The following is a 26,822-nucleotide window of genomic DNA, read 5'->3' as shown; positions in this document are numbered from 1 at the left end:
ACAGCCGGGGCGGCGAAATGAAACAGGCGCTCATCGCGATCATGGTTTGCACCGCCGGCTCCGCCGTGGTCTATGCCACGCTGTTCAGCCACGGAGCGGTCAGTCGCATTCTCCCTAGCGAAACCGTCACCACACTTGTCCTGAAGACAGCCAAGAGCGATCGGCTCGCCCGCATTGCGCACCAGACCACGGCGGAAGTGGACAGGACGCAAACCACCGCGGCAGTCGACAAAGCGACGATCCAGCCCGATACGAGCACGATCACCTCCGACATCGAGACTGCGAAGCTGACGCCGCCTGCCCCGAGCGAAGCCTTCCAGCTTGGACTGCAGGCACTTTCCATCCGCGACAGCTTGAGCGCAATCGCCCAGCGCGACGGTTTGCCGAGCGGTTCGATCGAGCGGCTGGCGCTGACCTGGGCGATCGCTGCTTCCGGCCAGGTCGCAGTCCCCTCCTCCGAGCTGATCGCCGACCGCGACTTGCTGCGCGGCTGGCCGGCAATGGACGATATCCAGGAAAATCTCGAGCAGGCACTCTATCGCGAGAATACAGATCCCGAGCGCGTGCTCGCGGCTTTCGGCGACCGCATGCCGGTCACGCCGGAGGGCACTGTCATCCTGGCGCGCGCGGCTGTTGCCAAGAATGATGTGCCGCGGGCGGGACGCCTGATCAAGGCGCTGTGGCAAAGCAAGGCCTTCGATGCCAAGCTCGAAAACGAAATCCTGGTCGAATTTCCCACCCTGCTCGACAATGACGACCACAAGCGGCGGATGGATTATCTGCTCTTTGGCGAGAAGCTGACCCAGGCCAAGCGATTCGCGACCATGGTGAAGGCCGATTCGCTTTATGCGGCTTTTGTTGCGGTCACCAATAAAGCGGGTGACGCTCGCTCAAAGCTGAAGGCCGTCGAGAAAGCCTGGCAGGATGATCCCGCTTTTCTCTACGCATCGGTGAAGCGGTTCCGCCAGACCCGGCAATATTCCGATGCTGCCAAGCTGCTCGAGACGGTGCCACATGATTCTGTCACCCTCATCGATCCCGATGCCTGGTGGGTCGAAGCACGTATAGTCAGCCGCGGACTGATGGATCACGGTGATGCGAAGGCGGCCTACAAACTGGCGACGGCGCATTTCGCCGTCTCGCCGGACGATATCGCCGAGGCGGAATTCCATGCCGGCTGGTATGCATTGCGAGGGCTGCACGATCCTGGCTCGGCCGAGACTCACTTCCAGAACATTCTTGGCGCCAGCCGCAAGGCGCACGACCAGGCCCGAGGCTATTACTGGCTCGGCCGCGCGGCGGAGGCCGGCGGACCGGGCGATGCGAAGGATTTCTACAAGAAGGCGGCGGACTATCCTGCCACTTTCTACGGCCAGTTGGCCGCTGCCAAGCTCGATACGCGAATCGAGATGAGCCGCTACCAGCCGACTTTGGCGATCGAGGATGCGTTCTCACGGCGGCCGGAAATGCAGGCGATCGCGCTCTTCGAACAAGTGGGCGAAGCGAGCCGGGCTCGGCGGTTGACGCTCGCCTTCGCACGCGAACTCTCCAGCCCGACGGAATTGCAGGCTCTGGCCGAAGTCACGCTCAGGAATCACGGTCCGTCGCTGGCACTGGCGGTGGGCAAGGCCGCCATGCAGCAGGGCCACGATCCAGGACTTGCCGCCTTCCCGCTCGGTGCCATTCCCGATACGGCCGACATTTCCGGTGCGGGCAAGGCCCTGGCCTATGCCATTGCGCGGCAGGAAAGCGCATTCAATCCGTCCGCCGTATCGCCGGCCAATGCAAAGGGGCTGCTGCAGCTCATGCCGGCGACGGCCAAGAAGGTGGCGAGCCGCTATCAGATGGCTTATGCCGAGGACAAGCTGATAGACGATCCCGCGTTCAACGCGACGCTCGGCTCGCATTATCTCGGCGAGCAGATCAGCAAGTTCAATGGCTCCTACATTCTCACCTTTGCCGCCTACAATGCCGGGCCGAATCGTATTCCCCAATGGATCAAGCGATACGGCGATCCGCGCGGCAAGCCGATCGACACAGTGGTTGACTGGATCGAGAACATCCCCTTCACCGAGACGCGCGATTATGTGCAGCGGGTGATGGAGAATTATCAGGTCTATAAGAGCCTGCTCAACGAAACTGCCGATATCAGCAGCGATTTGACGGCGGGTTCGCAGTAGTCGCAGAGCTTGAGGCAGAGGTCCGGCTTCAGTTCGATCGGCTCGCCAATGGAATCGAGTACCAGGCAGCGAAGGACGACACGCCAGGTAATCCAGGACAATCCCACTGAGATCGATTGCCCGACCGACCGCACCTCGGCGGCAAAGATTGGCCTGTCTGTCGAAGGTTCATGCGTCGGCTGGACATGCATCGGCTCACTATCTCAACGATGAAACGAGCCCTTGTATTCTTCTTCAATCAAAGGCGAACGCGATTCCCTCGATATATCCTGATGACGGAAAGAGAGGAGCTACAATCCTCCCAGACGCAAAAAGACCCGGCATTGCCGGGCCTTTCTGTCGATAATCCCTGAGGATTAGAACGAGCGCTGGAAGCGGAGCATGCCAGTCTTGACCTTGCTGCCGTCCTTCGGATCGGCATAGGTGCCTTCGAGCAGAACGGAGAAGCCAGAAGCAACCTGCCAGCTGACGTCGCCGACCAAGCGCCACGAACCGTCGTCCCAGAACTGGATGTCCTTGGACAGGGTGATGGTGTCGGTAACCTTCGCCTGCAGACCAACGATGGCGCTGAAGCCTTCGTAGTTGAAGTAGATGTTCTCGTTGCTGTTCGACCACAACGGCATGAAGCGCACACCGAACATGCCGAACTGACCAGCAACCAAGCCCTTCAACGCAACCGACTTGTCGGATTCGTCGTAGCCTAAGCCACCCGCAACCTGCCAATCGCCGAAGGTCGCAGTCGCACCACCGGAAACGTCCGGCATGTACTTGTGACCCTTGCGAACCGGGTTCGTGTCGGCTTCCGCCTTCCAGAAGTTGCTGGTGTTGTGCTCTTCCGGCGTGTAGTATTCATCAGCGTCGTTATCGAGCGAGATGAAGGCCTTGGCATTGCCGAAGTCAACCGTGTAGCTGATGTACTGACGCGAGTCCGGGAAGTTCCAGTCCGAGTCGTAGTAGCCACCGTCATCGGTGAAGCCGCCGTAGCCGAAGAACTTCGCCCATTGCGAGTCGAAGTTACCGAATTCCAGGCCACCGATGCCGAAGATGTAGTACCAGTTCAGACCCTTGGAGTCGTTGTTGACCTGGTCGCCCTGGATGCGGATCCAGCTGAACACGGTACCCCATTCGGAGTCGTTCTTGGCTTCGACATCCAACTTGATGCGGCTATGATTGTCATAGACGGTGGTTGCGTCGCCAACCTTGCTGATGCGCTTTTCGTAACGCAGCTGACCGCCAACCTTCAAGCAGGTTTCGGTGCCGGGGATGTAGAAGAAGCCGGTGCCGTAAGCGTCGCAGACCTTGACATATTCCATGGGTTCCGGCTCAGCAGCGACAACAGCGTCGGCAGCCTGAGCACCGGAAACGACCGCGAAAGCAGCCGCGGAGCCGAGAAGAAGGCTCTTAATGTTCATTTCTGACCTCCAGTCAAAATGTTTCAATCGGGTATGGGTCTTATTTTCGCTGAAGGACAGCATTCCCTGCCCCACCCCATTCACTGAAGAGCCGGGGTTCCCCGCCGCTTCGAGAGTGATCATAGACAGGCCGATTGGTTACGCAACGAACTTTCGCCAAAACGGAAAGCTTGGCGCCGTTCTTCGATCCGGCATGTTACAAAAATGACACAAGATCGGCCGCCCCAAGGCGAAATATTGACGGCACGTTAATAAGAGCTAACTATTCGTAAATAAATCATGAACTTAAACAGCGCGCACGATGGCCGCGGAACGGCATTCAGACCACAACACGACCCCTGAATGGTGCGGGAGGCGCGGAAACATCCATCACAACGCACGCGCTCCGCCAGTCTTATGTCATGTCGAATGACACGGCTGCGCTCCAACTCATGGCGGGAATCGCCAAGCCCGGAAAGATGGAAAGGCCCGATAAGGGCCTTTCCCGCCTAAATCCCCTAGAGGATTAGAACACGCGCTGGAAGCGGAGCATGCCAGTCTTGATCTTGTTGCCGTCCTTCTGATCGGCATAGGTGCCTTCGAGCAGGACGGAGAAGCCGGAAGCAACCTTCCAGTTGACGTCGCCGACCAAGCGCCACGAGCCATCGTCCCAGAACTGGATGTCCTTGGACAAAGTGATCGAGTCGGTCACGTTGGCCTGCAGACCAACGATGGCGCTGAAGCCTTCGTAGTTGAAGTAGATGTTCTCGTTGCTGTTCGACCACAACGGCATGATACGGAGACCGAACATGCCGAAGTTGCCGGCAACCAGGCCCTTCAACGCAACCGACTTGTCCGATTCGTCATAGCCGAAGCCACCCGCAACCTGCCAGTCGCCGAGGGTCGCAGTCGCACCACCGGAGACGTCCGGCAGGTACTTGCGGCCCTTGCTGGGCGCGTTGGTGTCGGCTTCCGGCTTCCAGAAGTTGCTGGTGTTGTGCTCTTCCGGCAAAGTGTATTCATCGGCATCGTTGTCGAGCGAGACGAAGGCTTTGATGCTGCCGAAGTCAGCCGTGTAGCTGATATACTGGCGCGAGCTTGGGAAGTTCCAGTCAGAGGTATAATAGCCGCCGTCATCGGTGAAGCCGCCGTAGCCGAAGAACTTCGCCCATTGCGAGTCGAAGTTACCGAATTCCAGGCCGCCGATGCCGAAGTAATAAAACCAGTTCAGGCCCTTGGTGTCGTTGTTAACCTGGTCGCCCTGGATGCGGAGCCAGCTGTATACCGTACCCCATTCGGAGTCGTTCTTGGCTTCGACGTTCAAGCGGATGCGCGAATGGTTGTCATAGGTGCTTTCGGCATCGCCGACCTTCTTGATACGCTTTTCATAGCGCAGCTGGCCGCCGATCTTCAGGCAGGTTTCAGTGCCCGGGATATAGAAGAAGCCGGTGCCGTAAGCGTCGCAGACCTTGACATATTCCAAGGGTTCCGGCTCGGCAGCGACGACAGCGTCAGCGGCCTGAGCACCGGAAACGACTGCGAATGCAGCCGCGGAGCCGAGAAGAAGGCTCTTGATATTCATTTCTGACCTCCAGTCAAAAGTTTCATTGGAAGACCGGACTTTGTCGCGAAGCGACTGCCCCTGCCCGGCCCCCTGCTTTTTAGAAATCGGATTGCTTCCGATCTCGACCGGCAATTTATCGACGGGTCCGGACGAAACCAACGAGATTCCGTTGAAAATCGGAATTGTGACAGATCGGCCATAATTCGCGTTGTAAATTTAACACATATTCTATAGATATAATAAACAATAAAAATCGCACGGCCGACAATCACGCAGGCGCGTACGATCCATAGTCAATGCGACTGAAATTGCCGCCCCAGGAAGACACCCCTGCTTCCCTGAGCCAAAGTCCACAGCCATTCGGCCTCAGACAGGCGCCGCCCCTAGGGAGAGGGGCCTACAGAACTTTTATGAAACTGATATGACAATCGGCGGGCTTTAATACCGTGTCCCGCATTTTAGCCGTCATTTCGGATGATGGTCGTCGACCGCGCGAAAAATTGCGCAAACCTGAGAAGAATTCCATTCAGGACTGAAAATGTCGCGGCGTCTCGGTTCGGGTCAAGCTTCGGCCCGAACCGTGCTGGTCGAGATTCGATTCGAAGGGAACGCGACGATCGAATGGTCGGCCACCGGACGCTCGATGGCCAAGCGGAGGGATGGCGTGTCTACTGCTGAGGCCTGTTGCGCAGGGCTTCCGCCTCTGCATAAAACTTCTTTTCCCATTCCTTGTGATTGTCGAGGCCTTCGCGGATGAAGGGCGTAAAGATCGCAAGGTTCATCAGCGCCCAGTTGACGAGGCGTGCGGGAAACCTGAGCGGCTTGACGAAGTCGACAAACAGCACCACGCGGGTCTTGTCCGTATGGTTCCATGCCTCGTGCTCATAGGCATCGTCGAAGATCAGGACCTTGCCCTCGTGCCAATGGCAGATCTGGTCCTTGACGCGAATAGCGATCCGGTCGGTCGATTCGGGCACGATCATGCCGAGATGCAGCCTGAGCACCCCATTATAAGGTCCGCGATGGGCGGGAAGGTGCTTGCCGGGTTCGAAAATGGAAAACATCGCCGTCTTGAGACCGGGTATCTTCTGGACGGCCGCCCAGGTGTCGGGGCAGGCGCGGATATTCTGCTCCGATTTGATTCCGAAGCCGAGCAGGAAGAATGTCTTCCAGCCGCTATCCTTGGAAATCGTCTTCACGTCGGTGGAAATATCCTGGAAGGACGGCAGGTCCCTCTGGCGAATCAGGACCCGGTCGAGTTCGGCGCGAATCTGCGGCCAGGCTTTTTCGACCTCCACGGCCCAGGGAAAGGTCGCATTGTCGTAGACCGGCGGATTGCCGAGCACGGCATATTTGAAATTCAATCGCTCGGCCCAGGACACGATGCCCATGAAAAAGCGCGTGACCGCACTCGGGCGGTCCATCGGCTGGATGCCGCTGGTGCCGAAAGCCTGGCCCTCGGCGGATTTTGCGGGGGAAGTCTGGTTGGCGCTAKCCTCTACCATCGGGGCTCTCCAATATGCATGCTAGATACCGACATCGAAAATAGCCGCCACCGGACGGTGGCGGGCGAGACCCTATTTAAGCCAAAGCTGCCGAAGGTCAATCTCTGCCCAGTGCGTGATATGCCGCCGACGCGCCAGGATCTGGTGCGGCCGAGTTGATCGGTCTTCATCTCCGGAGCACCCGGCGTCCCCTGCCCCATGCTGCGCGATGCGGAACAGAGAGCATGAGACAAATAGCCAGCTTTTGCACACCGGGCACATTGCCCCGTCATTGATTGCTTCAGAAAACTCGCCCATTTTGACTTCCGGTGGAATACATAGATTCTCACTGCCGGCACGAGATTCAACCGTGATCGCCGTTCTTGGTTAGCCGATCATATAGGTGCAAAGCAGTCACCCTCTGAAGTCGGCGAGATGCGGCGACGGGCCCTGGAATATCAGCATCAACCACAACACCTGTTTCGTCGTTGCGGCCCGCGAGCGCCCTTGAAGCCCGGCCGACCCGGCGCTCAGACGCCCGCCGCGATCAGAGCCTTGATATGCCGCATGTCTGAGCCGCAGCATCCGCCGACGACGCGCAATCCGGGGAGCCGCTTTGCCACTTTAGCGTAAAGCGCGCCGAACTCCTGCGGGTCACCGTCATCGAGCTCGGTGGCTTCGTCAAGTTCGGCATGGCTGCGGCGCGAGGCGTTTGGCCGGACCATGCCAATCCGGTTGAGCCAGCGCGATGGCAGATGTTCGCCGAAGTGCTCGGGATGAGCGCAGTTGATCCCGTAATAGCGAACGTAGCCGCCAGTCGCGGCCTCGACCTCGCTGAGCGCGGAATCGAGGTCCTGCCCGGTCGGCAAACGCCCGTCGGTCTCGACCGTGAATGAGAGTGCGAAAGGCAGGCCAAGGTCGCGCGCCCTGTTGACCATGCCGATGGCCTCGCCTGGATGGGTGATGGTGAAGGCCGACGCGACGTCCACACCTTCCTCGGCAAAGGTCTCCAACTGGGCGCTGTGCAGGCGGGCCGCTTCGGTCGGTGTCAGAAGCTGCTCGGGTGCATAGCCATCGCCTGCCGGCCCGAGCACCCCCTCGATCAGGATATGGTCACGCCAGGGATGGGCGCTCCGCAGATTGCGGGCGAAGGCGATGGCGCGCCGGTTGACGTCCCGAATCCCTGCGTCATCGAGCCCGAGCTTCGACCCCCAGCCGCCATTGGCGCGCCAGGTCGGCGTGCCCAACACAAAGCCCCGACCCGCGACCTGGGCCAAGTCGAGATATGAAACCGCGTAGCGCCGTAGCATCTCGCGCCCATCTGGGCTGTCGAGCAGGACGAAGGAGGCGAACAGCGGCATTTCGGCGCCTTCGTGGAAGATCAGGTCTGTCTCCATGCCTCCGTCGCTGATGAATGGGTCTGGCGACGAAAGCAGGCGGTCAAGTATACCCATAATAGCCTCCCCCAAAGAAACCACTGTAGCAAATTCCGGCGGCGTGGTCGAACTTGGTAGCTGGGCGGGGCCGACGTACCCCACGCCGCCGCCGACCGGGCGTCGGACTTGGGCGAAGTGCCGCGCAACCCACCTGGAACAGCACCCGAGGCGGCGCGTTTTCTTCACACCGAATTAATGCGGAAAGGTTTCGACATGAAAGCGCTATCCGGCATACTGGCCCTGGCCATCATTGCTACCGCACTTGCTCCAGCCATCGCCGCTGATTCCAGAACCTCAGAATGCGTTACCGGCCGCTTCCACGAGCCATTATGCTCGGCAAAGCGCTTGTGCGGGACCAGAACGGTCGTCATCGGCGAGCGGGAGCCCGATGTTATCTTCCTGCCACATGCTCCGTACGTCGTAGTGAATTGGCCGCGTGAATGATGCGAGTGCCGCTGTCCTGAACTTGCAATAGGGGCAGCGGCATTTCTACGCCTGGCGGAATCACCCCTTGTTCCCAGCGGCCTTTCGCGCCTTCGCCTCTTCGCGCTCTCTCTTTTTCTCTCTGTTCGCCGCAACGAACTTGGCACCGAGTCCAGACGATTGCGATTGCACCCCAATTCCCATCGCCTTGTCGAGATCGTCTCTGTACCAGAACTTCCGACGCGTCGTATCGACCACCCGCGGTTCAGGATAGCCGTTGCCGACTCGATCGAGGAAATCCTCGACGTGCTTCTCGCCAACATAGCCGGCCGCCATCTCTGCCATCATGCGCGGCAGCCTACTGCCTGCGGGAATCACCGACGGACGACGCGTTGCCATTCTTGACCTGCCGGATATTGAGGTGAACACTCACGCAAAATTGGGACTGGAAATGGGACCGAAAATATTTCGGCAGAATTATCGTTTAAAATCAGAATGTTGAAAAAGTTCTGGCGGAGAAGATGGGATTCGAACCCACGATACCCTTATGGGGTATACTCCCTTAGCAGGGGAGCGCCTTCGACCACTCGGCCACCTCTCCGGTGTGGACGGGGATAGACAAGCTCTCTGCAGAGATCAAGTGTTTTTCGCCACATCGTTTAGAATTCGACATCATCCCGTCAAAGACGACGCCGCAAATCGACGGCTCGGGAATGGTTGAGCGGCGGCGCGCTTCATTCTATCACTCGAAGCGAAGCCAACCAGGATCGATCATGCAGCCCTATTTCAAGGACGAACGTCTTCTTGTTTTGCCGATGGCGATCGCCATCCTGTCACTGTTTTTCGAACATTCGATTCTGGGAATGGGCAAGGCGGCGAGCCTGGCTGCAGCGCTTGCGCTGATTGTCGCGATCATCCTCGCCTCGGTGCGGGTCGCCCGCCATGCCGAGCATCTCGCCCATCGGGTCGGCGATCCCTATGGCACGATGATCCTGACATTGTCGGCGGTCCTGGTCGAAGTGATCATCCTTGCCATCCTGATGACCGGCGAGAAGTCGCCTACCCTGGTCAGGGATACGATCTACGCGGCCGTCATGCTCGACATCAACGGCATATTGGGGCTCGCGGCGCTGCTCGGCGGGCTCCGATTCGGCGAACAGCCCTACAACAATGATTCGGGCAAGACCTATAGCGTCATGATCCTGACGGCGATGGGTGTGTCCATGATGGTGCCGGAATTCGTGCCGGACGCCAAGTGGCACTATTATTCCGCCTTCACCATATGCGCCATGCTGCTGCTCTACGGCCTGTTTCTGAGGATGCAGGTGGGGCCGCACAGCTATTTCTTCAGTTATGCCTATGAGGATGAAAAGGAGACGGTGCCGGTCGTGGACGTGCCACCGCCCGAACAGCAGCGGAAAAAGAAGCAAGACGTGCCGATGGGATTTTCGGCCGGCGTGATCGTCGTGGGCGTCGTGCTGATCGGCCTGCTCGCCGAATCGATGTCGGCATTCCTGGGTGCGGGGCTCGAAGGCTCGGGCGCGCCGCCGGCGCTGATGGCGATCGTGGTTGCCGCGATCTCGGCGGCGCCGGAAATCCTCACCGCAATGCGGGCGGCGCTGCGCAACCGCATGCAGGCCGTGGTCAACATCGCACTCGGCGCATCGCTCTCGACGGTGATCCTCACCGTGTCTGCCATGGAGGCGATTGCGCTGATCAATGGCCAGCCGCTGTCGATGGGAATGACGGCGGTGCAGACCGTCATGACGGCGCTGACGCTGATTGCCGCCGCTATCAACCTCAATGACGGCGAAACCAATGCCATCGAGGGCATGACACATTTCGTGCTGTTCGCCACTTTCTGCATGCTGACGGTGGTTGGATTGTAGCGGTCCTTGCCTGAGACACGCGAAATTCCTATTTGTGGCGCAGAGGTATTGACCATGCTGGCCTTCGACAATTCCTATTCTACCCTGCCCGACCGTTTCTTCGCCCGGGTCAAACCGACGGCGGTCGCCGCGCCGCGGATGATCAAGTTCAACCACGCGCTGGCCACTGAGCTCGGCGTGGATCCGGCGCTGGACAGCGATGTCGGCGCGGCGATTTTTGCCGGCAATGCCGTGCCTGATGGTGCGAACCCGATTTCCATGGCCTATGCCGGCCACCAGTTCGGTACGTTCGTGCCGCAGCTCGGCGATGGCCGGGCGATCCTGCTTGGCGAAATCATCGACAGTCACAGTGTTCGCCGCGATATCCAACTGAAGGGCGCCGGCCGCACACCCTATTCGCGCGGCGGCGATGGCCGGGCAGCGATCGGGCCGGTGCTGCGCGAATATCTGGTAAGCGAAGCGATGCATGCGCTCGGCATCCCGACGACAAGGGCGCTCGCTGCGGTGACCACCGGCGACGATGTCTATCGCGAGACTGTGCTGCCGGGCGCGGTGCTGACGCGGGTCGCGGCCAGCCATATCCGAGTGGRCACTTTCCAGTTCTTTGCCGCGCGCGGCGATGTCGAAGGACTGAAGGCACTGGCCGATTACACGATCGACCGACTCTATCCGGATCTGAAGACCGACGCCAACCCGTATCTTGCTCTGCTTCGGCGGGTGGCCGAACGGCAGGCGTCGCTGGTGGCGCGCTGGCTCGGCATCGGCTTCATCCATGGCGTGATGAACACCGACAATTCGTCGATTTCCGGTGAGACGATCGATTTCGGCCCCTGTGCCTTCATGGACGCCTATGATCCTGCCACAGTGTTCTCCTCGATCGACCGCGGCGGGCGGTATGCCTACCAGAACCAGGCCGGCATCGCGCAATGGAATCTCGCGCGCCTCGCCGAGACGCTGCTGCCGCTGATCGATACCGATGGCGACAAGGCGCTGGAAGCCGCCAACCAGGCGGTGATGGATTTCGCCAGCCTGTTCACCAAGGCCTGGTTCGAGGTGATGCGGAAAAAGCTCGGCCTTTCCTTGGAAGAGGATGCCGACGGCGAGTTGATCCAGTCTCTGCTCGACCTGCTGCAGGCCAATGAGGTGGATTTCACCCGCGCCTTCCGCGCGCTTGCAGAGGCAGCCGAGGATGAGAGTGCTGAGATTTTCCTGGCGCTGTTTGCAGAGCCGACCGGCCCGCTTCAATGGCTTGCAGCGTGGCGGGTGCGTGCAGCGCGTGAGCCGATGAACGGCCCGGAGCGCGCCGCTGGCATGCGGGCGGTCAATCCGATCTATATCCCGCGCAATCACCTGATCGAGGAAGTGATCCGCGCGGGCGTCGAACGCGATGATTTCGCACCGTTCGAGACCCTGCTCGGCGTGCTGACGCGGCCCTATGACAAGCGCGCGGACGTGCCGGAGCGCTACGAATTGCCGGCGGAGCCGCAAGAGCGGGTGCTGAAGACATTCTGCGGCACCTGATCGGCCGATACTGGCAGATCATTGAACCGGCATCCTATTCCGCCGGGCATGGCCTTTGGAACCTCCTGATGGACGCGACGTTGACCTATGCAAGTCCAACAGGAGTCGTAGCCATGCAGAATGTTGAAACACAGGTGCATCCGGAACAGGCCGGCAAGCTCGGCTTCACGGTGGAATTCGTCGGTGAGACCGGCGATATCGTCTCGGTGTTCATGAAGCAGGACGGCGAAAGCAATCTCAACCGCCTGAACGCCGTCGACAAGGCCCGCAGCCTGATGACCGAGATCGGGGCTATGGATGAGAATGTGCTTGCCTCGGCCGAATGCAGTGACGAGGAATGCGCGACACATCTGCGTAGCGCCCGCGCCGTCGGTGACACCGCGGTGATGGAGGAACAGCTCGACGAGGGCCTTGAAGGCTCCTTCCCGGCCAGCGACCCCGTCTCGATCACGGTCAGCACGGTTTCCGGCCGCCACAAGAGTGCGGATCAGGCGAAGGCCGAAGAAGAAAAGGCCGCCAATTAAATCAGCCGACCGGCCGTGGCTTGAGAAGCCACGGCCGGTTGCAATCTATTCTGCCGGTTCTCAATCTCTATTCCTCAATGGAAATTCCGCCCTTCGGGCATGACGTTGCTGGCCATTTCGGCCTGATCGCGGATTTCCTCCTTCTTTTCGATAAGCGTTTTGATGCGCGGTACCTTTTGGCGATGATCGCGTGTGCCGCGCAGCAATTCGTCGGCTGGCGAGAGCGTCGGAATATCAGGATTGTCAAGGAGCAGCTTCGAGAGATAGCCGCTCAGATCCTCGATATGCTCGGCGACAACATGGATGACGCCGTCCGCCCTCTGCAATTTGCCGCGGACACTCACCAGCCGCGAGCCCATCACCACCGGCCGATAGATGCCGAACACTTTTTGCCAGACAATGGCATTGGCGATGCCGGTTTCATCCTCCAGCGTCATGAAGATCACGCCCTTGGCCGAACCGGGCCGCTGCCGCACCAGCACCAGGCCGGCGACCGTGACCCGCTGCCCGTTGCGCGTGCTTTCCAATGTCGCGGTCGGCACAATGCCCATCCGGTCGAAATCCTGCCGGAGAAAAGAGACCGGATGCGCCTTGAGCGAATGCGACATGGTCTTGTAATCATGCACGACATGCTCGCCCACCGGCATGACCGGCAGGCTGACATCGGCCTCATGCTCCAAGAGATCGTCGCCGGATTTCTCGAACAGCGGCAGGCGCTCGGCAGCACTTTTCTCGTCGAGCGCACGCACGGCCCAAAGCGCGGCGCGGCGGTCGAGCCCGATCGAACGGAAGGCATCGGCATCCGCCAGCCGCTCGATCGCTGCTCGTTTCAGACCGGAGCGTAGCCAGAGATCGCGGACCGATCGATAGCCTTCGCCGCGGTTTTCGACGAGAAGTTTGGCGTCATCCTCCGAAAAACCCTTGATGCGGTGGAAACCAAGCCGCACGGCTTTGCGGGTGCGGATCACGCCTTCCATTTCGCGATGGCGGGTATGGATACGGGTGGAATCGAAAGCACCCTCCTCGAGGTCGGAATACCAAGTGGAATGATTGATGTCCGGCTCGTGGACAGTGACGCCATGTTCACGGGCATCCCTGATGAGCTGGGCTGGGGCATAAAAACCCATGGGCTGGGCATTGAGAATCGCGGCGCAGAAGACATCGGGATAGCGGGCTTTCAGCCAGCAGGAAACATAAACGAGAAGAGCGAAAGAGGCCGCGTGGCTTTCCGGAAAACCATATTCACCAAAGCCTTCGATCTGCTTGAAGCAGCGTTCCGCAAATTCTTTGTCATAATCACGCGCGACAAGACCATCGATCATCCTTTGCTTAAACATATGAACCGTGCCGGTCCGTTGGAACGTCGCCATGGCACGACGAAGCTTGTCGGCCTCTGCCGGAGAAAACCCGGACAGGATGGCGATCTGCATCGCCTGTTCCTGAAAAAGCGGAACGCCAAGCGTCTTTTCGAGAATCACCTTGAGTTCTTCACGGTGATAATCAATCGGCTCTTTGCCTTGTCTCCGGCGCAGGTATGGATGGACCATATCGCCCTGGATCGGACCGGGTCGAACGATGGCGACCTCGATCACCAGATCATAAAACTTTCTTGGCCTCAGGCGCGGCAGCATCGACATCTGCGCCCGGCTTTCGATCTGGAAAACGCCGAGCGTATCGGCGCGGCAGATCATGTCGTAGATTTCTTGCCTTTCCCTCGGAATCCTGTCCATGCCAAATGGACCAGTGTCGTAGTGACGCTCGAACAGCTTGAAGGCCTTGGCGATGCAGGTGAGCATGCCAAGCGCCAGGACGTCGATCTTGAAGATGTCCATCGCATCGAGGTCATCCTTGTTCCATTCGACCTGATATCGGTCTTCCATCGCAGTGGGCATGATCGGCATGACCTCGTCGAGCCGATCACGGGTAATGATAAAGCCGCCGACATGTTGCGAAAGATGGCGCGGGAAGCCCATCAACATGGCGGAATGATCCAGCACCTGCCGCATCACCGGATTGCTGATATCCAAACCGACGGCTTTGACATCGCGCTCATCAAGCGCCTCGGAGGACCAACCCCAGACCGTGCCTGAGAGTGCCGATTGCTGGTCATCGGAGAGACCAAAAGCCTTTGYCGTTTCACGACCGGCCGAACGCGCCCTATAGTTGATGACGGTGGCGGCGATGCCGGCATGCTCAACGCCATATTCGCGGTAGATATATTGGATGACCTCTTCGCGTCGTTCATGTTCGAAGTCGACGTCAATGTCGGGCGGCTCGGCCCTGCTCGTCGAAATGAAGCGCTCGAACAGAAGATTGGTCATCATCGGATCGACCTCGGTGATGCCAAGACAATAACAGACGGTGGAATTGGCCGCCGAACCCCGGCCCTGGCAGAGGATATCGACTGAGCGGGCAAAGTTCATGATTTTCCAAACGGTCAGGAAATAAGGCTCGTAGTGGCATTCACCGATCAATTCGAGTTCATATTCAATTTGCTTGTGGACCTTCTCCGGCACGCCCTTGGCGTAACGTCTCTCCGCCCCTTCATAAGCAAGCCTCCGCAAGCTCTGCGCCGGGGTCTCGCCAGTAACCGTCTCGTCCGGATATTGATATTTCAGCTCGTCCAGCGAAAAGCTCAGCCGATCGAAAAATCTGCATGCATTTTGAATCGCTTCCGGATAGCGCCTGAAGAGCCGCTTTATCTCGTCCGAATTCTTTAGATATCGTTCGGCATGCGCCGCCAGTCGATAACCTGCCTGTTGCACTGTCACATGCTCCCGGATTGCCACGACCACGTCGGCCATGGATTTGCGTTCCGGCTCATGCATCAGCACGTCATTGGTGGCGATGAGCGACACACCTGCTTCGGCAGCGGTGGCGGCGAAGAAATCGAAATCGGGGCGATCATGGCCCGCATAGCGGGGCACCAGCGCCAAGTGCACCTGGTCGCCGAATCTTTCCTTAAGACGATGGAGCAAATCCGGCAGCTTTTCGGCATGTTTTTGCGGTTCGGCCATGACGACGAGCAGAAGGTCTTTGCCCCATTCCATCAAGTCGGCTTCGTAGAGTTCGCAAGTGCCCTTCACGCCGGAGCGGAGATTGCCTTGGCTGAGCAGTCGACAGAGCCGTCCCCATGCAGGCCGGTCGATGGGATAGGCAAGGATATCAGGCGTATCGTCGGTAAAGGAGAGCCGGGCACCGGGATGATACGGAAGCTTCGCTTCCTTTGCTGCCAGATGCATACGCACCGTGCCGGCCACCGTGTTGCGGTCGGCGATGCCGATGCCCTTCAGGCCAAGGCGGGAGGCGGCCACCGCCAGTTCCTCCGGATGCGAGGCGCCTTCCAGGAAGGAGAAATTGCTGCGGATGCCGATTTCGGCAAAGCGGGGCGTGCTCATGCGAACACGCCCTGGATGAACCAGCGCGGCTGGTCCGATCCGCGTTCGTAAAGTCCTTCGCGAAAAAGCCAGTAGCGGCGGCCCGCCTCGTCCTCGACGCGGAAATAATCACGCGTCGGGGCGGCCTGTCCATCGATCCACCATTCGGCAGCGATGCGTTCCGGACCCTCGGCGCGAGCGACGCGGATGGTTATGCGACGCCAGCGAAAGGAGAAAGGCGGGCCATCCGGGACCTCGGCTGCCGTCGTTTCGACGGGTTCGGGATGGGGGAAGAGCCGCAGCGGGCGGACAGGCCTGTCTTCGTAAAAGGCGGGATTGCCATCGGCAAGGGAGAGATCGGCCACCGGCAGCAATTGACCGGCGCGTTCGGGGATATGGCTCTGGAAGAGCACGGGTGTGGTCAGGAGATCCGGGCCGAAGCGGGCCGTCATCTGGTCGATGAAATCGGCAAGCGATTCGTCCTGCCGGTTGCGGCCCTGGAAATCCGGCTGCAGTTCGGCGAAGGAGGCCGCCTGCAGCACGTTGAGGCGGATCGTCTCAAAACCGTAGCCGGCGTCGAGATCGTCATGCACGGCTGAGAGGCGCGCGCGAAAAAGGGCGGTGATCCGCGCGGGATCGCGGATCGGCAGAGCCGTGCCGGCGCGAATCGTAAACACCTTGCCGTCGACACGGAAGAGCAGCAATTCGAACAGCTTGCCGCCTTCGCCGCGGGTTTCGAGATGTTGTTTCATCCGCTCGCCCAGTTTTTCGAGCAGGAGCAGGATATTGTCCTCGTCGACGATCGGCTCGGCAAGGCGTCGTTCGGTCGAAAGGGCGGCGACCGGCCGGCGCGGCGAGATCGCCTCCTCCTCGAAACCCAGCGCCTGGTCGAGCCTGAGCATCAACAGCGGGCCAAAGCGGCGGGCGAGCGGCGCACGCGGCTGATCGATCAAGTCGCCGATCTGCTTCAGGCCGGATTTGACCAGCAGTTCGATGGTTTCTTCGGCCAGTCGCAAGGCACGCACGGGCAGCCGTGCGAGCGCCACCTCTGCGGCGTCGGGCGGGACGATCGATGGCTCGCCATAGCGAGATACGGCCGAGGACAGGCCTGGTGCCGAGGAAATCGCCGCATGCACCTCCAAGCCCATATTGAAAAGCCGGGTTTGAATATCGTCGAACAGGCCTTTCTCGCCGCCGAAGAGATGGGCCGAACCAGTGATGTCGAGGAACAGGCCATCGGCGCCATCGAGCGCCACCAGCGGCGTATAGCGGTCGCACCAGTCCGCGATCGATTCGAGCAGCGTTCGATCGGCGGCCGGGTCCGCCTCGATGACATCGAGATCGGGAATGATGGCACGGGCATCGGTGACCCCCTGCCCCAGCCGCAGCCCGACACGGCGTGCGGCCTCATCGATGGCGACCAGCCGCATGGCGCTCTTGACCGGGGCGGAACAGACCACCGGCGGATGGTCAGGACGCCCGTGACAGCGCCACGACCGTCCCCAGCGTTGCCGCGCGATCCGATCGGTCGGCAGCCCTGGAAAGTGGAGTGCGAGGATTCGCTGGCTGCTCGCCGGCTGGAACAGCAAGGTGGCCGGGCTCGACGGTGCGAAAGAGACAGTCATGGGCGTTCCACTCCAACAAAAACTCAGGCGGGGACGGGTTGCGGCTCTTTTCGATCGTGACGTGAAAGACGGGATTGCCGATGCCTTGTGGCCAGGCCCTGCCATTCGGCAGGATGTGAGGGGCAGCCGGCGCGGGACGGACATGGAAGCGGTTGACGGCATTGGAGGCCTCCTCCGCACCGCGCTCGCGCAGGAGAAAAAGCGGTCTTCGATGGGCCTTGGCGCGCAGGTGCAGCCGGCGGCTCTCGGTCAGGCCGAATTTATTCGGATTGCCGTAGACTTCGAGGATAACGGCAGCGAAAGAGCGGACCGAAAGTGCTGCCTCGGCGATCATCAGCGCATCCTGCAGATGTTTCGGCGCGGCGTGCAGGACTGACGCCGGCGGCATGCCATGAGCGGCCAGCCCTGGGCCATATAGCCGACCGCTTTCGAGGGCGCCCATGGGATCAGCGATCCAGAGGATGCGCTGCGACATGTTTGCTCTCATCTCCGGCCCCAGCGCCAGCCGGGCGAGCGCCAGAGCAAAGCCGCTTGCCGCACCATTGTCGGCCGTCGCCTCGCTACGAATCTCGTTGAGCGCCGCCTTCGCCACGCCGCCGCCAAGCACTGCGTCAAAATCGTCGGCCCCGGAGACGAGCACATGGCTCTCCGTCTCCACCGGCTGATCCCATGGGCTCTCGCGGGCGGCACGGGCCAGCGCCACCGTATTTTTGCTTTCGAGCCGGCTGATATCCGAGCGCAAGGCAAACAGCCTCTCACGCGCCAAAGCAGCCTCTGCCATGACGTTGATCCTAGATTTTTGTTCTCTTTATGTTCCAGTAAACTGCAAACAAAGGAGAGAGTCAACAGGGTGCGTCGCCGAGATTATCGGCCGATGACCCAGATGAGTTGGGCCTTCAAGGATTCCAATGAGATGAAGCCGAAATGCCGATAAAAAGCTTCGGCACGCTCATCCTTCGCATCAACCGCAAGCGCATAGACGGCCAGTTCGGAACGGGCTGAACGGGCGATGGCATCCCAGAGCAGCGCTGCACCAAGCTGACGGCCTTGGAAGCGCTGATCGATGGCGAGCCGGCCAGCCCGGGCCACCGGTACGACCGGATAACGCGGCAATTTCTTGACGAGCGTTTCCGGCAGACTGGTCAGGGGAATGCTGGCAGCGGAGAGTGTGTAAAATCCTGCGATTTGCCCATTCTCTACCGATGTCGCGACGTAGCAGGCAGCAATCCGGCGCTTGATGTCCTGCGTGACGAGGTCGCGGAAATAGCGATCCAAGGTTTCGGTGCCGCAGGCAAATCCTGTCCGTGATTGCTTGGGATCGAGCGGCGCAATCGAAAAGCTGCCACTCATTCGGAGGAGACGATCAGTTTTTCATGTGCCCCCCGGGCACGCTCCAGTTCCGGCGTCGGCTTCGGCGGATTGGCAAGCAGCTCGGCGAAGCGCATCTGGTCCTCGACCGACAGCTTTAGGACCTGATTGTCCTCGATTGCCTGCCGGGCCGCCTGTTCCGCAGCCGCGACGACGAAATCGCTAATCGAGCGGCCCTGGATTTCAGCCGCCCGCTTCACCAGAGTCAAGGTGTCAGGGTGTATACGGGCTTCAAGCCTGTCGGTGCGTGCGGCTTGTCTCGGCATGAAAATCTCCTTCGTACAGAATGTACGGAAAATTTCCGGACAAAACAAGAGAAGCTTAGGCCTCCTGCAGCCCATACGTCGAAAAACTCTCCATCGTCTCTGCGATCTCGGCGGAGGAGAGGATCACCGGGCCGCCGATCAGCAGCGCGTGGTAATATTGCTTGGCGATGGTCTCCAGTTCGACAGCGCGCCACATGGCCTTTTTCAGGCTCGAGCCCACGGCCAGCATGCCATGATTGGCCATCAGACAGCCATTGCGGCCCTTGAGCGCCTTGAGCACCTGCTCGGACAGTGCCTTGGTGCCGTAGCGCGCATAGCCAGCGACGCGCACATCCTCGCCGCCAAAGGCCGCAACCATGTAGTGGCAGGCGGGGATCGGCTTGCGGGCGATGGCAAGGATGGTTGAGAATGTCGCATGTGTGTGGACGACACTGCCGACATCGGGCCGCATCTTCATGATGTCGAGATGGAAGCGCCATTCGGAGGACGGCTTCTTCGGCCCATCCCAGACGCCATATTCGCCCTCGATCGGCATCGAGGCGATCATATCAGGCGTCATTTCCTCGTAGGGGATCGAGGTCGGCGTGATCAGCATACGCTCGCCGAAGCGGACACTGATATTGCCGGCATTGCCTTGGTTGAGGCCCGATGCGTTCATGAACAGGCATTGAGAAATGATCGAACGGCGGATCTCCAACTCATCCATAACGGCTCCCCTTATTCATGGCGTAGACGTCGCTCAATAACCTCCATATTGAAAGCTTCCAACTGTCTTTTGCACATCGGCAAAAAACAGGAGAGGAACCTTGGCGCATCTGGACAGTTGGCGTTCATCGGAATGCCCGACGGCTGAAACCGGACAATCGACACGAGATCAAGATGAACGGCAGATTAATGGGCATTTCAGCCTCCATTAAGCGCCCTGCGCCCATAGCCAAGGCCGACAGATTCGTCTGCCCTGATTTGACCACCATAAGAAGCTAGCCCGACGTAAGGGCGGATTGCACCAGCGAGGAAAGGACAGGATTATGGCCACTACCTACAACGGAACCGATGGTGACGATGTCGTCAAACAAGCAAATGACAGCAAGCACGACTGGTTCAACATCTACACAATTGGCGGCGATGATACGATCAAGTTGACGCTGGGCGCCACTTATGTCGAGGCCGGCGACGACAACGATACCGTCAAGAGCAGCATCGAAAACAACAACGACATCAAGCTGGGCGACGGCGACGACAGCTATACCGGCAACGGCTTCTCGAACCGCAACAACCATTACGATCGCGTCTGGGGCGGCAATGGCGACGACACATTCACTGTCGCCACGGCGGTCAGCGACTATTACGGCGGCGACGGCAACGACACCTATAATTCGGCCGGCTATTGGAATTATTTCGACGGCGGCTCCGGTCGGGACACGGTCAGCTATCAGCGCCAGGATACAGATGACTTCCTGAGCGGCCGCGGCGTCAAGGTCAACCTTCTCGATCATTATGCGACCACCGGCGGCGGCCGCGAAGAGGTGCTCTACAATGTCGAGGATCTCATCGGTACATCCGCCGACGACACGCTCGGCGGCACCAATGGCAAAAACAATATTCAGGGCATGGACGGTTTCGACATACTGCACGGACGGGAAGGCGACGACAAGCTCTATGGTGGCCATGGCGGCGACAACCTGTTCGGTGACGACGGCAACGATAAACTCTACGGCCAGAGGGGCACGGATCTCCTGGATGGCGGCGATGGTTCCGACACGTTCGTGTTCCAGTCGGTCAAGGATTCCGTGGTCGGCGACAATCGCGACGTGATCGACGATTTCTCGCATAGCCAGGGCGACAAGATCGACGTCTCGGCCATCGGCCACTTCACCTTCATCGGCAACGACCACTTCTCCGGCACTCCCGACGAATTGCGTTTTGCCGGTCATATCGTCCAAGGCGATGTCGACGGCGACGGCAAGACCGATTTCGAGATCAAGGTTGCCAATGTCGACAGCCTGCAAAGCAGCGATTTCATTCTCTGATCTCCGAGAGAGAAACAATGCAAAACACCCGCCGGAGCGATCCGGCGGGTGTTTTGCATTGTTAGCCACGCTACGCGTCAGGTCCGCGAGTTTGTCAACTTGTCGATGGCCGTGGTCGTGGTGGCGCCGAAGACGCCGTCGACCGGGCCGGTATAGTAACCGCGATCCTTGAGCGCCTGCTGCAGCTGGCGGCGGAAATCCGGGCTGTAGTTGACGGCGCCGGCCTTCATGTCGCTGATGAACGGCGCCTCGCCGGCCTCCATCGACTGCACTGCCAGTTTGGCAGCCTGGCGGGAATCAGGGCTGGTGCCGAGACCCTTGTCGTAGAGATAGGAGAGATTGCCCATGGCATAGGAACTGCCGGCATTGGCGGCCTTTTCATACCAATCCTTGGCTTGCACATAGTCCTGCTTCACGCCTTTGCCATTCTCGTAGAGCCAGGCAAGCGAGGCCATGGAATAGGCGTCGCCGCCCTCCGCCGCCTTCTCGTACCATTGCCGCGCCTGGTCGAGATCGACAGGCGTACCGAGGCCGTTCTGGAAGGCGTAGCCGAGCGAGCCCATGGAATTGAGATCGTTGAGATCGGCACCGCGGCGATAGTAATCGAGCGACTTGGCGTAATCCCGGTTGACGCCGACGCCTTCACGATACATCCAACCCAATGCAGAGAAGGAATAAGCGTCGTTCTTGTCGGCGGCGGACTGGTACCAGCGCAACGCATCCGGATAGCTGACAGTCGTGCCGAGACCATATTGGTACATATAGCCGAGCGAGGACATGCCGGTCACGTCGCCGAGATTGGCAGCACGTTTGTAGAGGTCGAAGGCCTTCGCATAATCGCGGGAGATGCCCTTGCCCTCGCGATAGAGCCAGGCAAGTGCGGAGAGCGAATAGCCATCGTTCCTCGCCACACCCTTCTCGTACCAGGTTCGTGCGCCCTCAAAGTCGACCGGCGTGCCGAACCCGTTCTGCAGTGCATAGCCCATCGAGCCGATGGCGTTCAGGTCACCCTTTTCAGCACCCTTGCGATAATATTCCAACGACTTGCCGTAATCCTGCGGCACGCCGAGGCCCTCGCGATAGAGCCAGCCAATGGAGGCCTGCGCATTGGCATAATCCTGGTTCGCAGCCTTCATGTACCAATCGAAGGAGAGCTTATAGTCCTTGGCGATGCCGCCATAGCCCTCGCGGTAGACCCATCCGAGAGATGCTTGCGCATAGGCGTTGCCGAAATCGGCCGCCTTTTCGAACATGTGCATGCCCTTCTGCACGTCCTGGGTTTCGCCATTGCCGTAGACGGCGAGCCAGGCCATGTTGGTATAGGCAAAGACATTCCCTTGGTTGGCGGACATCTGGTAGAATTTGTGCGCCTGGCCGTAGTTGCGGTCGATGTCATAGGCGCGGCCGACCATATCGTTCAGCATCGAATCGCCGGGAGATTCCAGGGCTGCACGCGTGCACACGTCGATGGCGCGGCGGACCTGGATGTCGGCGAACTGGACGCCGGTGACGCCCGGCTCGGACCCCGGCTCGGCTGCAAGCGAATAGCATTCCTGCGCGTTCGCGGTCTTGGCCTTGACGTTCGGACGGAAGGTGATCGCGTCGGAAATCGTCGTCTGCGCCGTGTTGTTGTTGGTCGTATTGTTGTTGTTCGTGGTCGTGTTGTTGTCGGTGTTCGGGACCTTTATCGACGCCATACCGGTGCCGACGTTGTTGTTGGTATTGTTCGTCTGACCGGCATTGTCATTCGTGTTGTTGTTTGTCGTGTTCTGGTCGTTGCTGGTCGTGTTCTGGTTTGACGTGTTATCGGTCGACGAGTTCTGTTCCTTGCCGGCCGCCAGGCTGTCGATGGCGGCAAGCGTGTCGGGACCGAAATCGCCGTTCACGGTGCCGTGGAAATAGCCACGGCTCTTCAATACTTTCTGGAATTCGGTGCGGAAAGCGGCTGAAAAATTATTCGGCTGGGTCTTCAGTTCTTCCTTCTTGCCGGGATCGCCGCTTTCGACGGCGGCGACCGCCCAGCGCACCGCTTCCTGCGGATCGACGGGCGTGCCCAGCCCCTGGTCATAGAGGCGCGACAGGTTGCCCATGGCATAGGCGCTGCCGGCATTGGCGGCCTTTTCGTACCAGTAGCGAGCCTCGACATAATCCTGTTTCACGCCGACGCCGGCGTCGTAGAGGAAGCCGAGAGAAGCCATGGAATAGGCGTCGCCGGCATTCGCCCCCTTCTCATACCAATTGCGCGCCTGGTCATAATTCTGCGGAATGCCGAGCCCGTTCTGGGCGGCATAGCCCATGGCGGCGATCGAGGTCAGGTCGCCGGCTTCAGCGCCCTGCCGGTAGTAGTCGACCGATTTCTGGTAATCGCGCGTGACGCCCATGCCTTCGCGATAGAACCAGCCGAGATTGCCGAAGGCCGAGGCATTGCCCTGGTTGGCGGCCTTCGTGTACCACTCGATCGCCTTGGCATAATCCTGCGTCATGCCGCCATAGCCATCGCGGTAAAGAGACGCGAGCGAGACCTGGCCAAGCTGGTTGCCTGCATCGGCCGCCTTCTGGAACAGTTGCCGGCCTTTTTCCAGATCGATCGCACCATCATGGCCATAGATCGCCAGCCAGCCGAGATTGGTCGCGGCATAGAGGTTGCCGAGCTGCAGGGCGCGGTCATAGCTGCGATGCGCCTCGGCATAATTCCGGTCTGCCTCGTAGGCACGGCCGAGCAGGTTGACCAGCATGCCGTCATTGGGGCTCTCGTTGACGGCCTGTTCGCAGGCGGTCAAGGCGCGCTTGGAATCGATCTTCTGCAGGAGAACGCCGGGATAGCCCGGGGTCGCCTGCTGTTCGCCGGCAAGCAGGTAGCAATCGCTCTGAGCCGGCGTTTCCTTGGCTGTCGTCGTCTGCAGGTTCTGGGCCGGGGCCAGCGAAGCGACGGCCTGCTCCGCGTCCTTGCGATATTTGCTGTCCGGATAGCGCTCGATGAAGCGCTTGAGCGCCGAAGCGTCTGTCGAGCCCTTGAGCGCTTCCCAGGCGATCTGGTCGGCGGCGGTATCGGTCTTCTGCTCGGCCTCGGCCAGAAGCTTCAGCTTCTTCTCGGCCAGCATCTTGTAGACCGGATCGTTGCCGTGCTTGGCAATGAAAGCGTTCAACAGGTCCTTGTCGGCCAGGTCCTTGATGTTGTTCCAGTCCTGCGCTGCCTCGGAAATAGTATTGGTCGGCGTGTCCTGCTTCTTGTCGTCGGTCTTGCTGTTATTGTTGATGGTGACGTTGAGCTGCTTGATCGACAGGAATATCTGGGCACCGCCAAGCGATCCGTAGACGAACGGCTCCTGTTTGCGGTCGGTGACCTGCATCACGTCGTCGCGCACCTGGCCGAGCGCGATGCGCACATCGACGCCGGGCTGGGCGATATATTTGGAGAGTGCGACCGCGAACGGGCTGTTGCTGCCCGAACCGTCAAGCGCCACCGTGCCGGCGCGTGACGCATAGGCGACCAGCGTATCGGCCCCTTCCGGTTCGACCTTGGCGAGGCCCTTGGTGATGTCTCGCGTACCGACCGAGCGGGTCATGTTTTCCAGAAATGGATTGTTGCGGCAGGCGTCAAGAATGACGAGCTTCAGCTTGGTCGCGCCGCCAAGAGCACGTTCGGCGCGATCGAGCGGAACCGTCTCATCCTCGACATCCCTGTCGGAAGCCAGCACCGCGTCGACCGGAATCAGGTAATTCTGGCCGTTCATTTCCATGCCGTGGCCGGAATAGTAGAGCACCGCGACATCGGAATCCTGCGACTTGTCCTCGAAGTTGCGCAGCGCCTTGCGCAACTCGACGAGATTGACGTCGACCGCCACCTCGACATCGTCGAAGCCCGCATCGGTGAGCGTCTTCTTCATCAACAGCACGTCGTTCTTGGGGTTGCGAAGCGCGTTGGTGTTTTGATAGTCGGCATTGCCGATCAACAGCGCCACCCGCTTGGCGGCCTCGGCAGCACTCCCCGCGACCACGAAAACAGCCGCGAAAACAATAACGAACGGGAGACGGCTTTTCTTATGCCGGGTGGACATATCCTCACCTCCAGAAATTTCTCGGAAGTATTACGGATGGATCAGCCGGTTTCAATGTTGTCTTGAAAGAAATTTTGGTGAAGGACAATGCCCTCACCCTAGTGTGACCCAGCGCCGTTCGGCATGCGACCGCGCCATTGCATGCACCGCTTTCTCGATCTCCAATCCGGCGGCGAAATCGATGACATGGGCCGGCTGGCCGGCAATCGCGGCCATCAACTCTCGGCATTCGATGATCTTCAGGTCGTTGAAGCCCAGGCCATGGCCGGGTGCCGGGATGAACTTGCTATAGAGCGGATGATGCGGTGCGGTCAGCACAGTGCGGAACCCGTGTTCGGTCGGCTTGCCGCTGCGGTCATAGAGCTGGAACTCGTTCATCCGCTCCTGGTCGTAGAGGATGGAACCGTTCGAGCCGTAGATCTGGATGGCGATTCGCCCCTTGCGGCCCCAGGCGGAACGGTTGGCAAGCAGCACGGCGGAAATGCCGCTCTTCATATGCATGAGGACATTGGCGATATCGCAATTCTCGACGGCGCGACGGCCGCCTTCCTTTGCCGGCCGGTCGGCATAGGGTTTCGCCATATCGGTCATCACCTCAGCCGGCATGCCGGTGAGCAAGGTCAGCAGCGACAGCGGATGGACGGCGAAATCGTCAAGCGCGCCATAGCCGGATTTCGCCTCGCTCTTCCAATAGAATGGCTCGTCGGGATCGGCCATATAGTCCTCGTCCATCTCGACGCGGACATGCGTGAGCGTGCCGATCGCACCGCTCTCGATCAGCGACTTCATGTGTCGAATGAGCGGGTTCTGGATATAATTGTAGCCCATCACCGCCGCCTTGCCTGAGGCGCGCTGCGCGGCCAGCATCCGTTCGGCATCGGCAAGCGACGTCGCCATCGGCTTTTCGCACCAGACATGCTTGCCGGCTTCCAGTGCCGCGATGGCCATCTCGGCGTGGAACTGATTGGGCGTGGTCACGGAAATCACGTCGATCTCAGGGTCCGCGACGAGGTCGCGCCAATTGCCGGTCGAGCGCTGGAAGCCGAACTCGTCCGCCTTCTTCGCCGCCAGTTCGGCATTCACCTCGGCAAGGCCCACGAGGCGCGGCCGTTCGACGTCGCCAAACACCGGCGCCACGCTGTTCCACGCCAGCGCGTGGCATTTTCCCATATAGCCGGTGCCGATCAGGCCAATTCCAAGCGCCATGCCATCCTCCCGATTTTCCGGAATACCTACTTCATCGTAGCACAAAAGAGAACAAGCATTTCATTCCGCCAATGGAAAATTTTTTCCATTAGACGCCACATACACCTGTAAACGCGGCGGGATTTGGTGCATAAGGCTGCGACAAGAACGGAATAACCGTTCCAATTTGCAGAATGGGCATTCGATCGGAGGACGCATGGTCCGAGGGCTCAACGAACAGGCGCCGCGCGATTTCGAGACCCTGCGCGCCGCGATGATCGAGCGCAAGGCGGAAATGCCGAAACGCCTCGCCCAGGTCGCAGCCTATTCGCTTGCCAATCCCGACGAGATCGCCTTCGGCACCGCGGCCAGCATCGCTTCGGCAGCGGAAGTCCAGCCCTCGACTCTGGTGCGGCTTGCCCATCATCTCGGCTATGAAGGCTTTTCCGACCTGCAGAGCATTTTCCGCGACCGGCTGAAGGAAAAGACGAAGGAAAAGAC

At 59.8% G+C, this 26,822-nt stretch carries 20 protein-coding genes and 1 tRNA gene; 7 read left to right on the top strand and 14 right to left on the bottom strand.

Features of this window, described 5'->3' with window-relative positions:
* The first annotated feature begins 17 nt into the window (after window positions 1–17).
* Window positions 18–2,180: a lytic transglycosylase domain-containing protein gene (locus AC1D06_RS31820; RefSeq protein ID WP_477989899.1), complete on the top strand. Its 2,163-nt coding sequence runs from the start codon at window positions 18–20 to the stop codon at window positions 2,178–2,180.
* 356 nt (window positions 2,181–2,536) lie between these two features.
* Here AC1D06_RS31820 and AC1D06_RS31815 read toward each other — a convergent pair whose 3' ends face one another.
* From AC1D06_RS31815 to AC1D06_RS31800, 4 genes are all read right to left on the bottom strand, one after another.
* Window positions 2,537–3,592 (bottom strand): porin, encoded by a 1,056-nt coding sequence (locus AC1D06_RS31815; RefSeq protein ID WP_477989906.1) that lies wholly within the window; start codon window positions 3,590–3,592, stop codon window positions 2,537–2,539.
* 505 nt (window positions 3,593–4,097) lie between these two features.
* Window positions 4,098–5,153, bottom strand: a complete 1,056-nt coding sequence (locus AC1D06_RS31810; protein ID WP_477874541.1) for a porin — start codon at window positions 5,151–5,153, stop codon at window positions 4,098–4,100.
* Between the two features lie 650 nt (window positions 5,154–5,803).
* On the bottom strand, window positions 5,804–6,640 hold the full coding sequence (olsC, locus tag AC1D06_RS31805) for an ornithine lipid ester-linked acyl 2-hydroxylase OlsC (RefSeq protein ID WP_477989898.1): 837 nt from the start codon (window positions 6,638–6,640) through the stop codon (window positions 5,804–5,806).
* A 509-nt stretch (window positions 6,641–7,149) separates the two neighbouring features.
* Window positions 7,150–8,073, bottom strand: a complete 924-nt coding sequence (locus AC1D06_RS31800) for a homocysteine S-methyltransferase family protein (RefSeq protein ID WP_477874537.1) — start codon at window positions 8,071–8,073, stop codon at window positions 7,150–7,152.
* Between the two features lie 108 nt (window positions 8,074–8,181).
* Here AC1D06_RS31800 and AC1D06_RS31795 point away from each other — a divergent pair, with 108 nt between their 5' ends.
* Complete coding sequence (locus AC1D06_RS31795; protein WP_477874535.1) at window positions 8,182–8,499, top strand: hypothetical protein; 318 nt, start codon at window positions 8,182–8,184, stop codon at window positions 8,497–8,499.
* Between the two features lie 60 nt (window positions 8,500–8,559).
* On the opposite strand, the gene AC1D06_RS31790 is transcribed toward AC1D06_RS31795, so the two are convergent.
* On the bottom strand, window positions 8,560–8,877 hold the full coding sequence (locus tag AC1D06_RS31790) for a hypothetical protein (RefSeq protein WP_477874533.1): 318 nt from the start codon (window positions 8,875–8,877) through the stop codon (window positions 8,560–8,562).
* Between the two features lie 111 nt (window positions 8,878–8,988).
* Window positions 8,989–9,079 (bottom strand) — tRNA-Ser (locus AC1D06_RS31785).
* Between the two features lie 172 nt (window positions 9,080–9,251).
* Between AC1D06_RS31785 and AC1D06_RS31780 the strand changes: the two genes are divergently transcribed.
* The 3 genes from AC1D06_RS31780 to AC1D06_RS31770 all read left to right on the top strand — a co-directional run bounded on the left by AC1D06_RS31780 (window position 9,252) and on the right by AC1D06_RS31770 (window position 12,412).
* Complete coding sequence (locus AC1D06_RS31780) at window positions 9,252–10,367, top strand: calcium:cation antiporter (RefSeq protein ID WP_477989897.1); 1,116 nt, start codon at window positions 9,252–9,254, stop codon at window positions 10,365–10,367.
* Between the two features lie 54 nt (window positions 10,368–10,421).
* Window positions 10,422–11,888, top strand: a complete 1,467-nt coding sequence (locus tag AC1D06_RS31775) for a protein adenylyltransferase SelO (RefSeq protein WP_477989896.1) — start codon at window positions 10,422–10,424, stop codon at window positions 11,886–11,888.
* A gap of 113 nt (window positions 11,889–12,001) precedes the next feature.
* A complete protein-coding gene (locus AC1D06_RS31770; protein WP_477989895.1) occupies window positions 12,002–12,412 on the top strand; it encodes a hypothetical protein in 411 nt (136 codons plus the stop codon).
* Between the two features lie 74 nt (window positions 12,413–12,486).
* Here the strand turns inward: AC1D06_RS31770 and AC1D06_RS31765 are convergent, their stop codons facing one another.
* The 6 genes from AC1D06_RS31765 to AC1D06_RS31740 all read right to left on the bottom strand — a co-directional run bounded on the left by AC1D06_RS31765 (window position 12,487) and on the right by AC1D06_RS31740 (window position 19,754).
* A complete protein-coding gene (locus AC1D06_RS31765; protein WP_477989894.1) occupies window positions 12,487–15,810 on the bottom strand; it encodes an error-prone DNA polymerase in 3,324 nt (1,107 codons plus the stop codon).
* The gene (locus tag AC1D06_RS31760; RefSeq protein ID WP_477989905.1) at window positions 15,807–17,378 is read right to left on the bottom strand and encodes a Y-family DNA polymerase; all 1,572 of its coding nucleotides are present in this window, start codon (window positions 17,376–17,378) and stop codon (window positions 15,807–15,809) included. The genes AC1D06_RS31765 and AC1D06_RS31760 overlap by 4 nt, the downstream gene beginning before the upstream one ends.
* Window positions 17,260–18,195, bottom strand: a complete 936-nt coding sequence (locus AC1D06_RS31755; protein WP_477989893.1) for an ImuA family protein — start codon at window positions 18,193–18,195, stop codon at window positions 17,260–17,262. The genes AC1D06_RS31760 and AC1D06_RS31755 overlap by 119 nt, the downstream gene beginning before the upstream one ends.
* Before the next feature lie 83 nt (window positions 18,196–18,278).
* Complete coding sequence (locus tag AC1D06_RS31750; protein WP_477989892.1) at window positions 18,279–18,764, bottom strand: GNAT family N-acetyltransferase; 486 nt, start codon at window positions 18,762–18,764, stop codon at window positions 18,279–18,281.
* A complete protein-coding gene (locus AC1D06_RS31745; RefSeq protein WP_477989891.1) occupies window positions 18,761–19,048 on the bottom strand; it encodes a type II toxin-antitoxin system TacA family antitoxin in 288 nt (95 codons plus the stop codon). The genes AC1D06_RS31750 and AC1D06_RS31745 overlap by 4 nt, the downstream gene beginning before the upstream one ends.
* Before the next feature lie 55 nt (window positions 19,049–19,103).
* Window positions 19,104–19,754: a class II aldolase/adducin family protein gene (locus AC1D06_RS31740; RefSeq protein ID WP_477989890.1), complete on the bottom strand. Its 651-nt coding sequence runs from the start codon at window positions 19,752–19,754 to the stop codon at window positions 19,104–19,106.
* 322 nt (window positions 19,755–20,076) lie between these two features.
* Between AC1D06_RS31740 and AC1D06_RS31735 the strand changes: the two genes are divergently transcribed.
* Window positions 20,077–21,078, top strand: coding sequence for a calcium-binding protein (locus AC1D06_RS31735; protein ID WP_477989889.1), 1,002 nt, complete (start codon window positions 20,077–20,079; stop codon window positions 21,076–21,078).
* A gap of 77 nt (window positions 21,079–21,155) precedes the next feature.
* Here the strand turns inward: AC1D06_RS31735 and AC1D06_RS31730 are convergent, their stop codons facing one another.
* The gene (locus AC1D06_RS31730) at window positions 21,156–25,136 is read right to left on the bottom strand and encodes a caspase family protein (protein WP_477989888.1); all 3,981 of its coding nucleotides are present in this window, start codon (window positions 25,134–25,136) and stop codon (window positions 21,156–21,158) included.
* Window positions 25,137–25,229: 93 nt separating this feature from the next.
* Complete coding sequence (locus tag AC1D06_RS31725; RefSeq protein WP_477989887.1) at window positions 25,230–26,342, bottom strand: Gfo/Idh/MocA family protein; 1,113 nt, start codon at window positions 26,340–26,342, stop codon at window positions 25,230–25,232.
* 196 nt (window positions 26,343–26,538) lie between these two features.
* Between AC1D06_RS31725 and AC1D06_RS31720 the strand changes: the two genes are divergently transcribed.
* Window positions 26,539–26,822 (top strand): MurR/RpiR family transcriptional regulator (locus AC1D06_RS31720; protein ID WP_477989886.1); only part of this gene is annotated, 284 nt, incomplete at its 3' end.

Source organism: Rhizobium sp. P2_G2, from assembly GCF_056403555.1.
Note: the sequence above shows the minus strand (reverse complement) of the source record. Positions and strands in the feature narration are given on the sequence as shown.

What these genes read in the sequence shown, in the direction of transcription:
- AC1D06_RS31815 (WP_477989906.1), bottom strand. Translation starts at nt 3,592, where the DNA reads ATGAACATTAAGAGCCTTCTTCTCGGCTCCGCGGCTGCTTTCGCGGTC.
- AC1D06_RS31800 (WP_477874537.1), bottom strand. Translation starts at nt 8,073, where the DNA reads ATGGGTATACTTGACCGCCTGCTTTCGTCGCCAGACCCATTCATCAGC.
- AC1D06_RS31745 (WP_477989891.1), bottom strand. Translation starts at nt 19,048, where the DNA reads ATGCCGAGACAAGCCGCACGCACCGACAGGCTTGAAGCCCGTATACAC.
- AC1D06_RS31725 (WP_477989887.1), bottom strand. Translation starts at nt 26,342, where the DNA reads ATGGCGCTTGGAATTGGCCTGATCGGCACCGGCTATATGGGAAAATGC.
- AC1D06_RS31750 (WP_477989892.1), bottom strand. Translation starts at nt 18,764, where the DNA reads ATGAGTGGCAGCTTTTCGATTGCGCCGCTCGATCCCAAGCAATCACGG.
- AC1D06_RS31820 (WP_477989899.1), top strand. Translation starts at nt 18, where the DNA reads ATGAAACAGGCGCTCATCGCGATCATGGTTTGCACCGCCGGCTCCGCC.
- AC1D06_RS31740 (WP_477989890.1), bottom strand. Translation starts at nt 19,754, where the DNA reads ATGGATGAGTTGGAGATCCGCCGTTCGATCATTTCTCAATGCCTGTTC.
- AC1D06_RS31810 (WP_477874541.1), bottom strand. Translation starts at nt 5,153, where the DNA reads ATGAATATCAAGAGCCTTCTTCTCGGCTCCGCGGCTGCATTCGCAGTC.
- AC1D06_RS31770 (WP_477989895.1), top strand. Translation starts at nt 12,002, where the DNA reads ATGCAGAATGTTGAAACACAGGTGCATCCGGAACAGGCCGGCAAGCTC.
- AC1D06_RS31755 (WP_477989893.1), bottom strand. Translation starts at nt 18,195, where the DNA reads ATGGCAGAGGCTGCTTTGGCGCGTGAGAGGCTGTTTGCCTTGCGCTCG.
- AC1D06_RS31780 (WP_477989897.1), top strand. Translation starts at nt 9,252, where the DNA reads ATGCAGCCCTATTTCAAGGACGAACGTCTTCTTGTTTTGCCGATGGCG.
- AC1D06_RS31730 (WP_477989888.1), bottom strand. Translation starts at nt 25,136, where the DNA reads ATGTCCACCCGGCATAAGAAAAGCCGTCTCCCGTTCGTTATTGTTTTC.
- AC1D06_RS31735 (WP_477989889.1), top strand. Translation starts at nt 20,077, where the DNA reads ATGGCCACTACCTACAACGGAACCGATGGTGACGATGTCGTCAAACAA.
- AC1D06_RS31790 (WP_477874533.1), bottom strand. Translation starts at nt 8,877, where the DNA reads ATGGCAACGCGTCGTCCGTCGGTGATTCCCGCAGGCAGTAGGCTGCCG.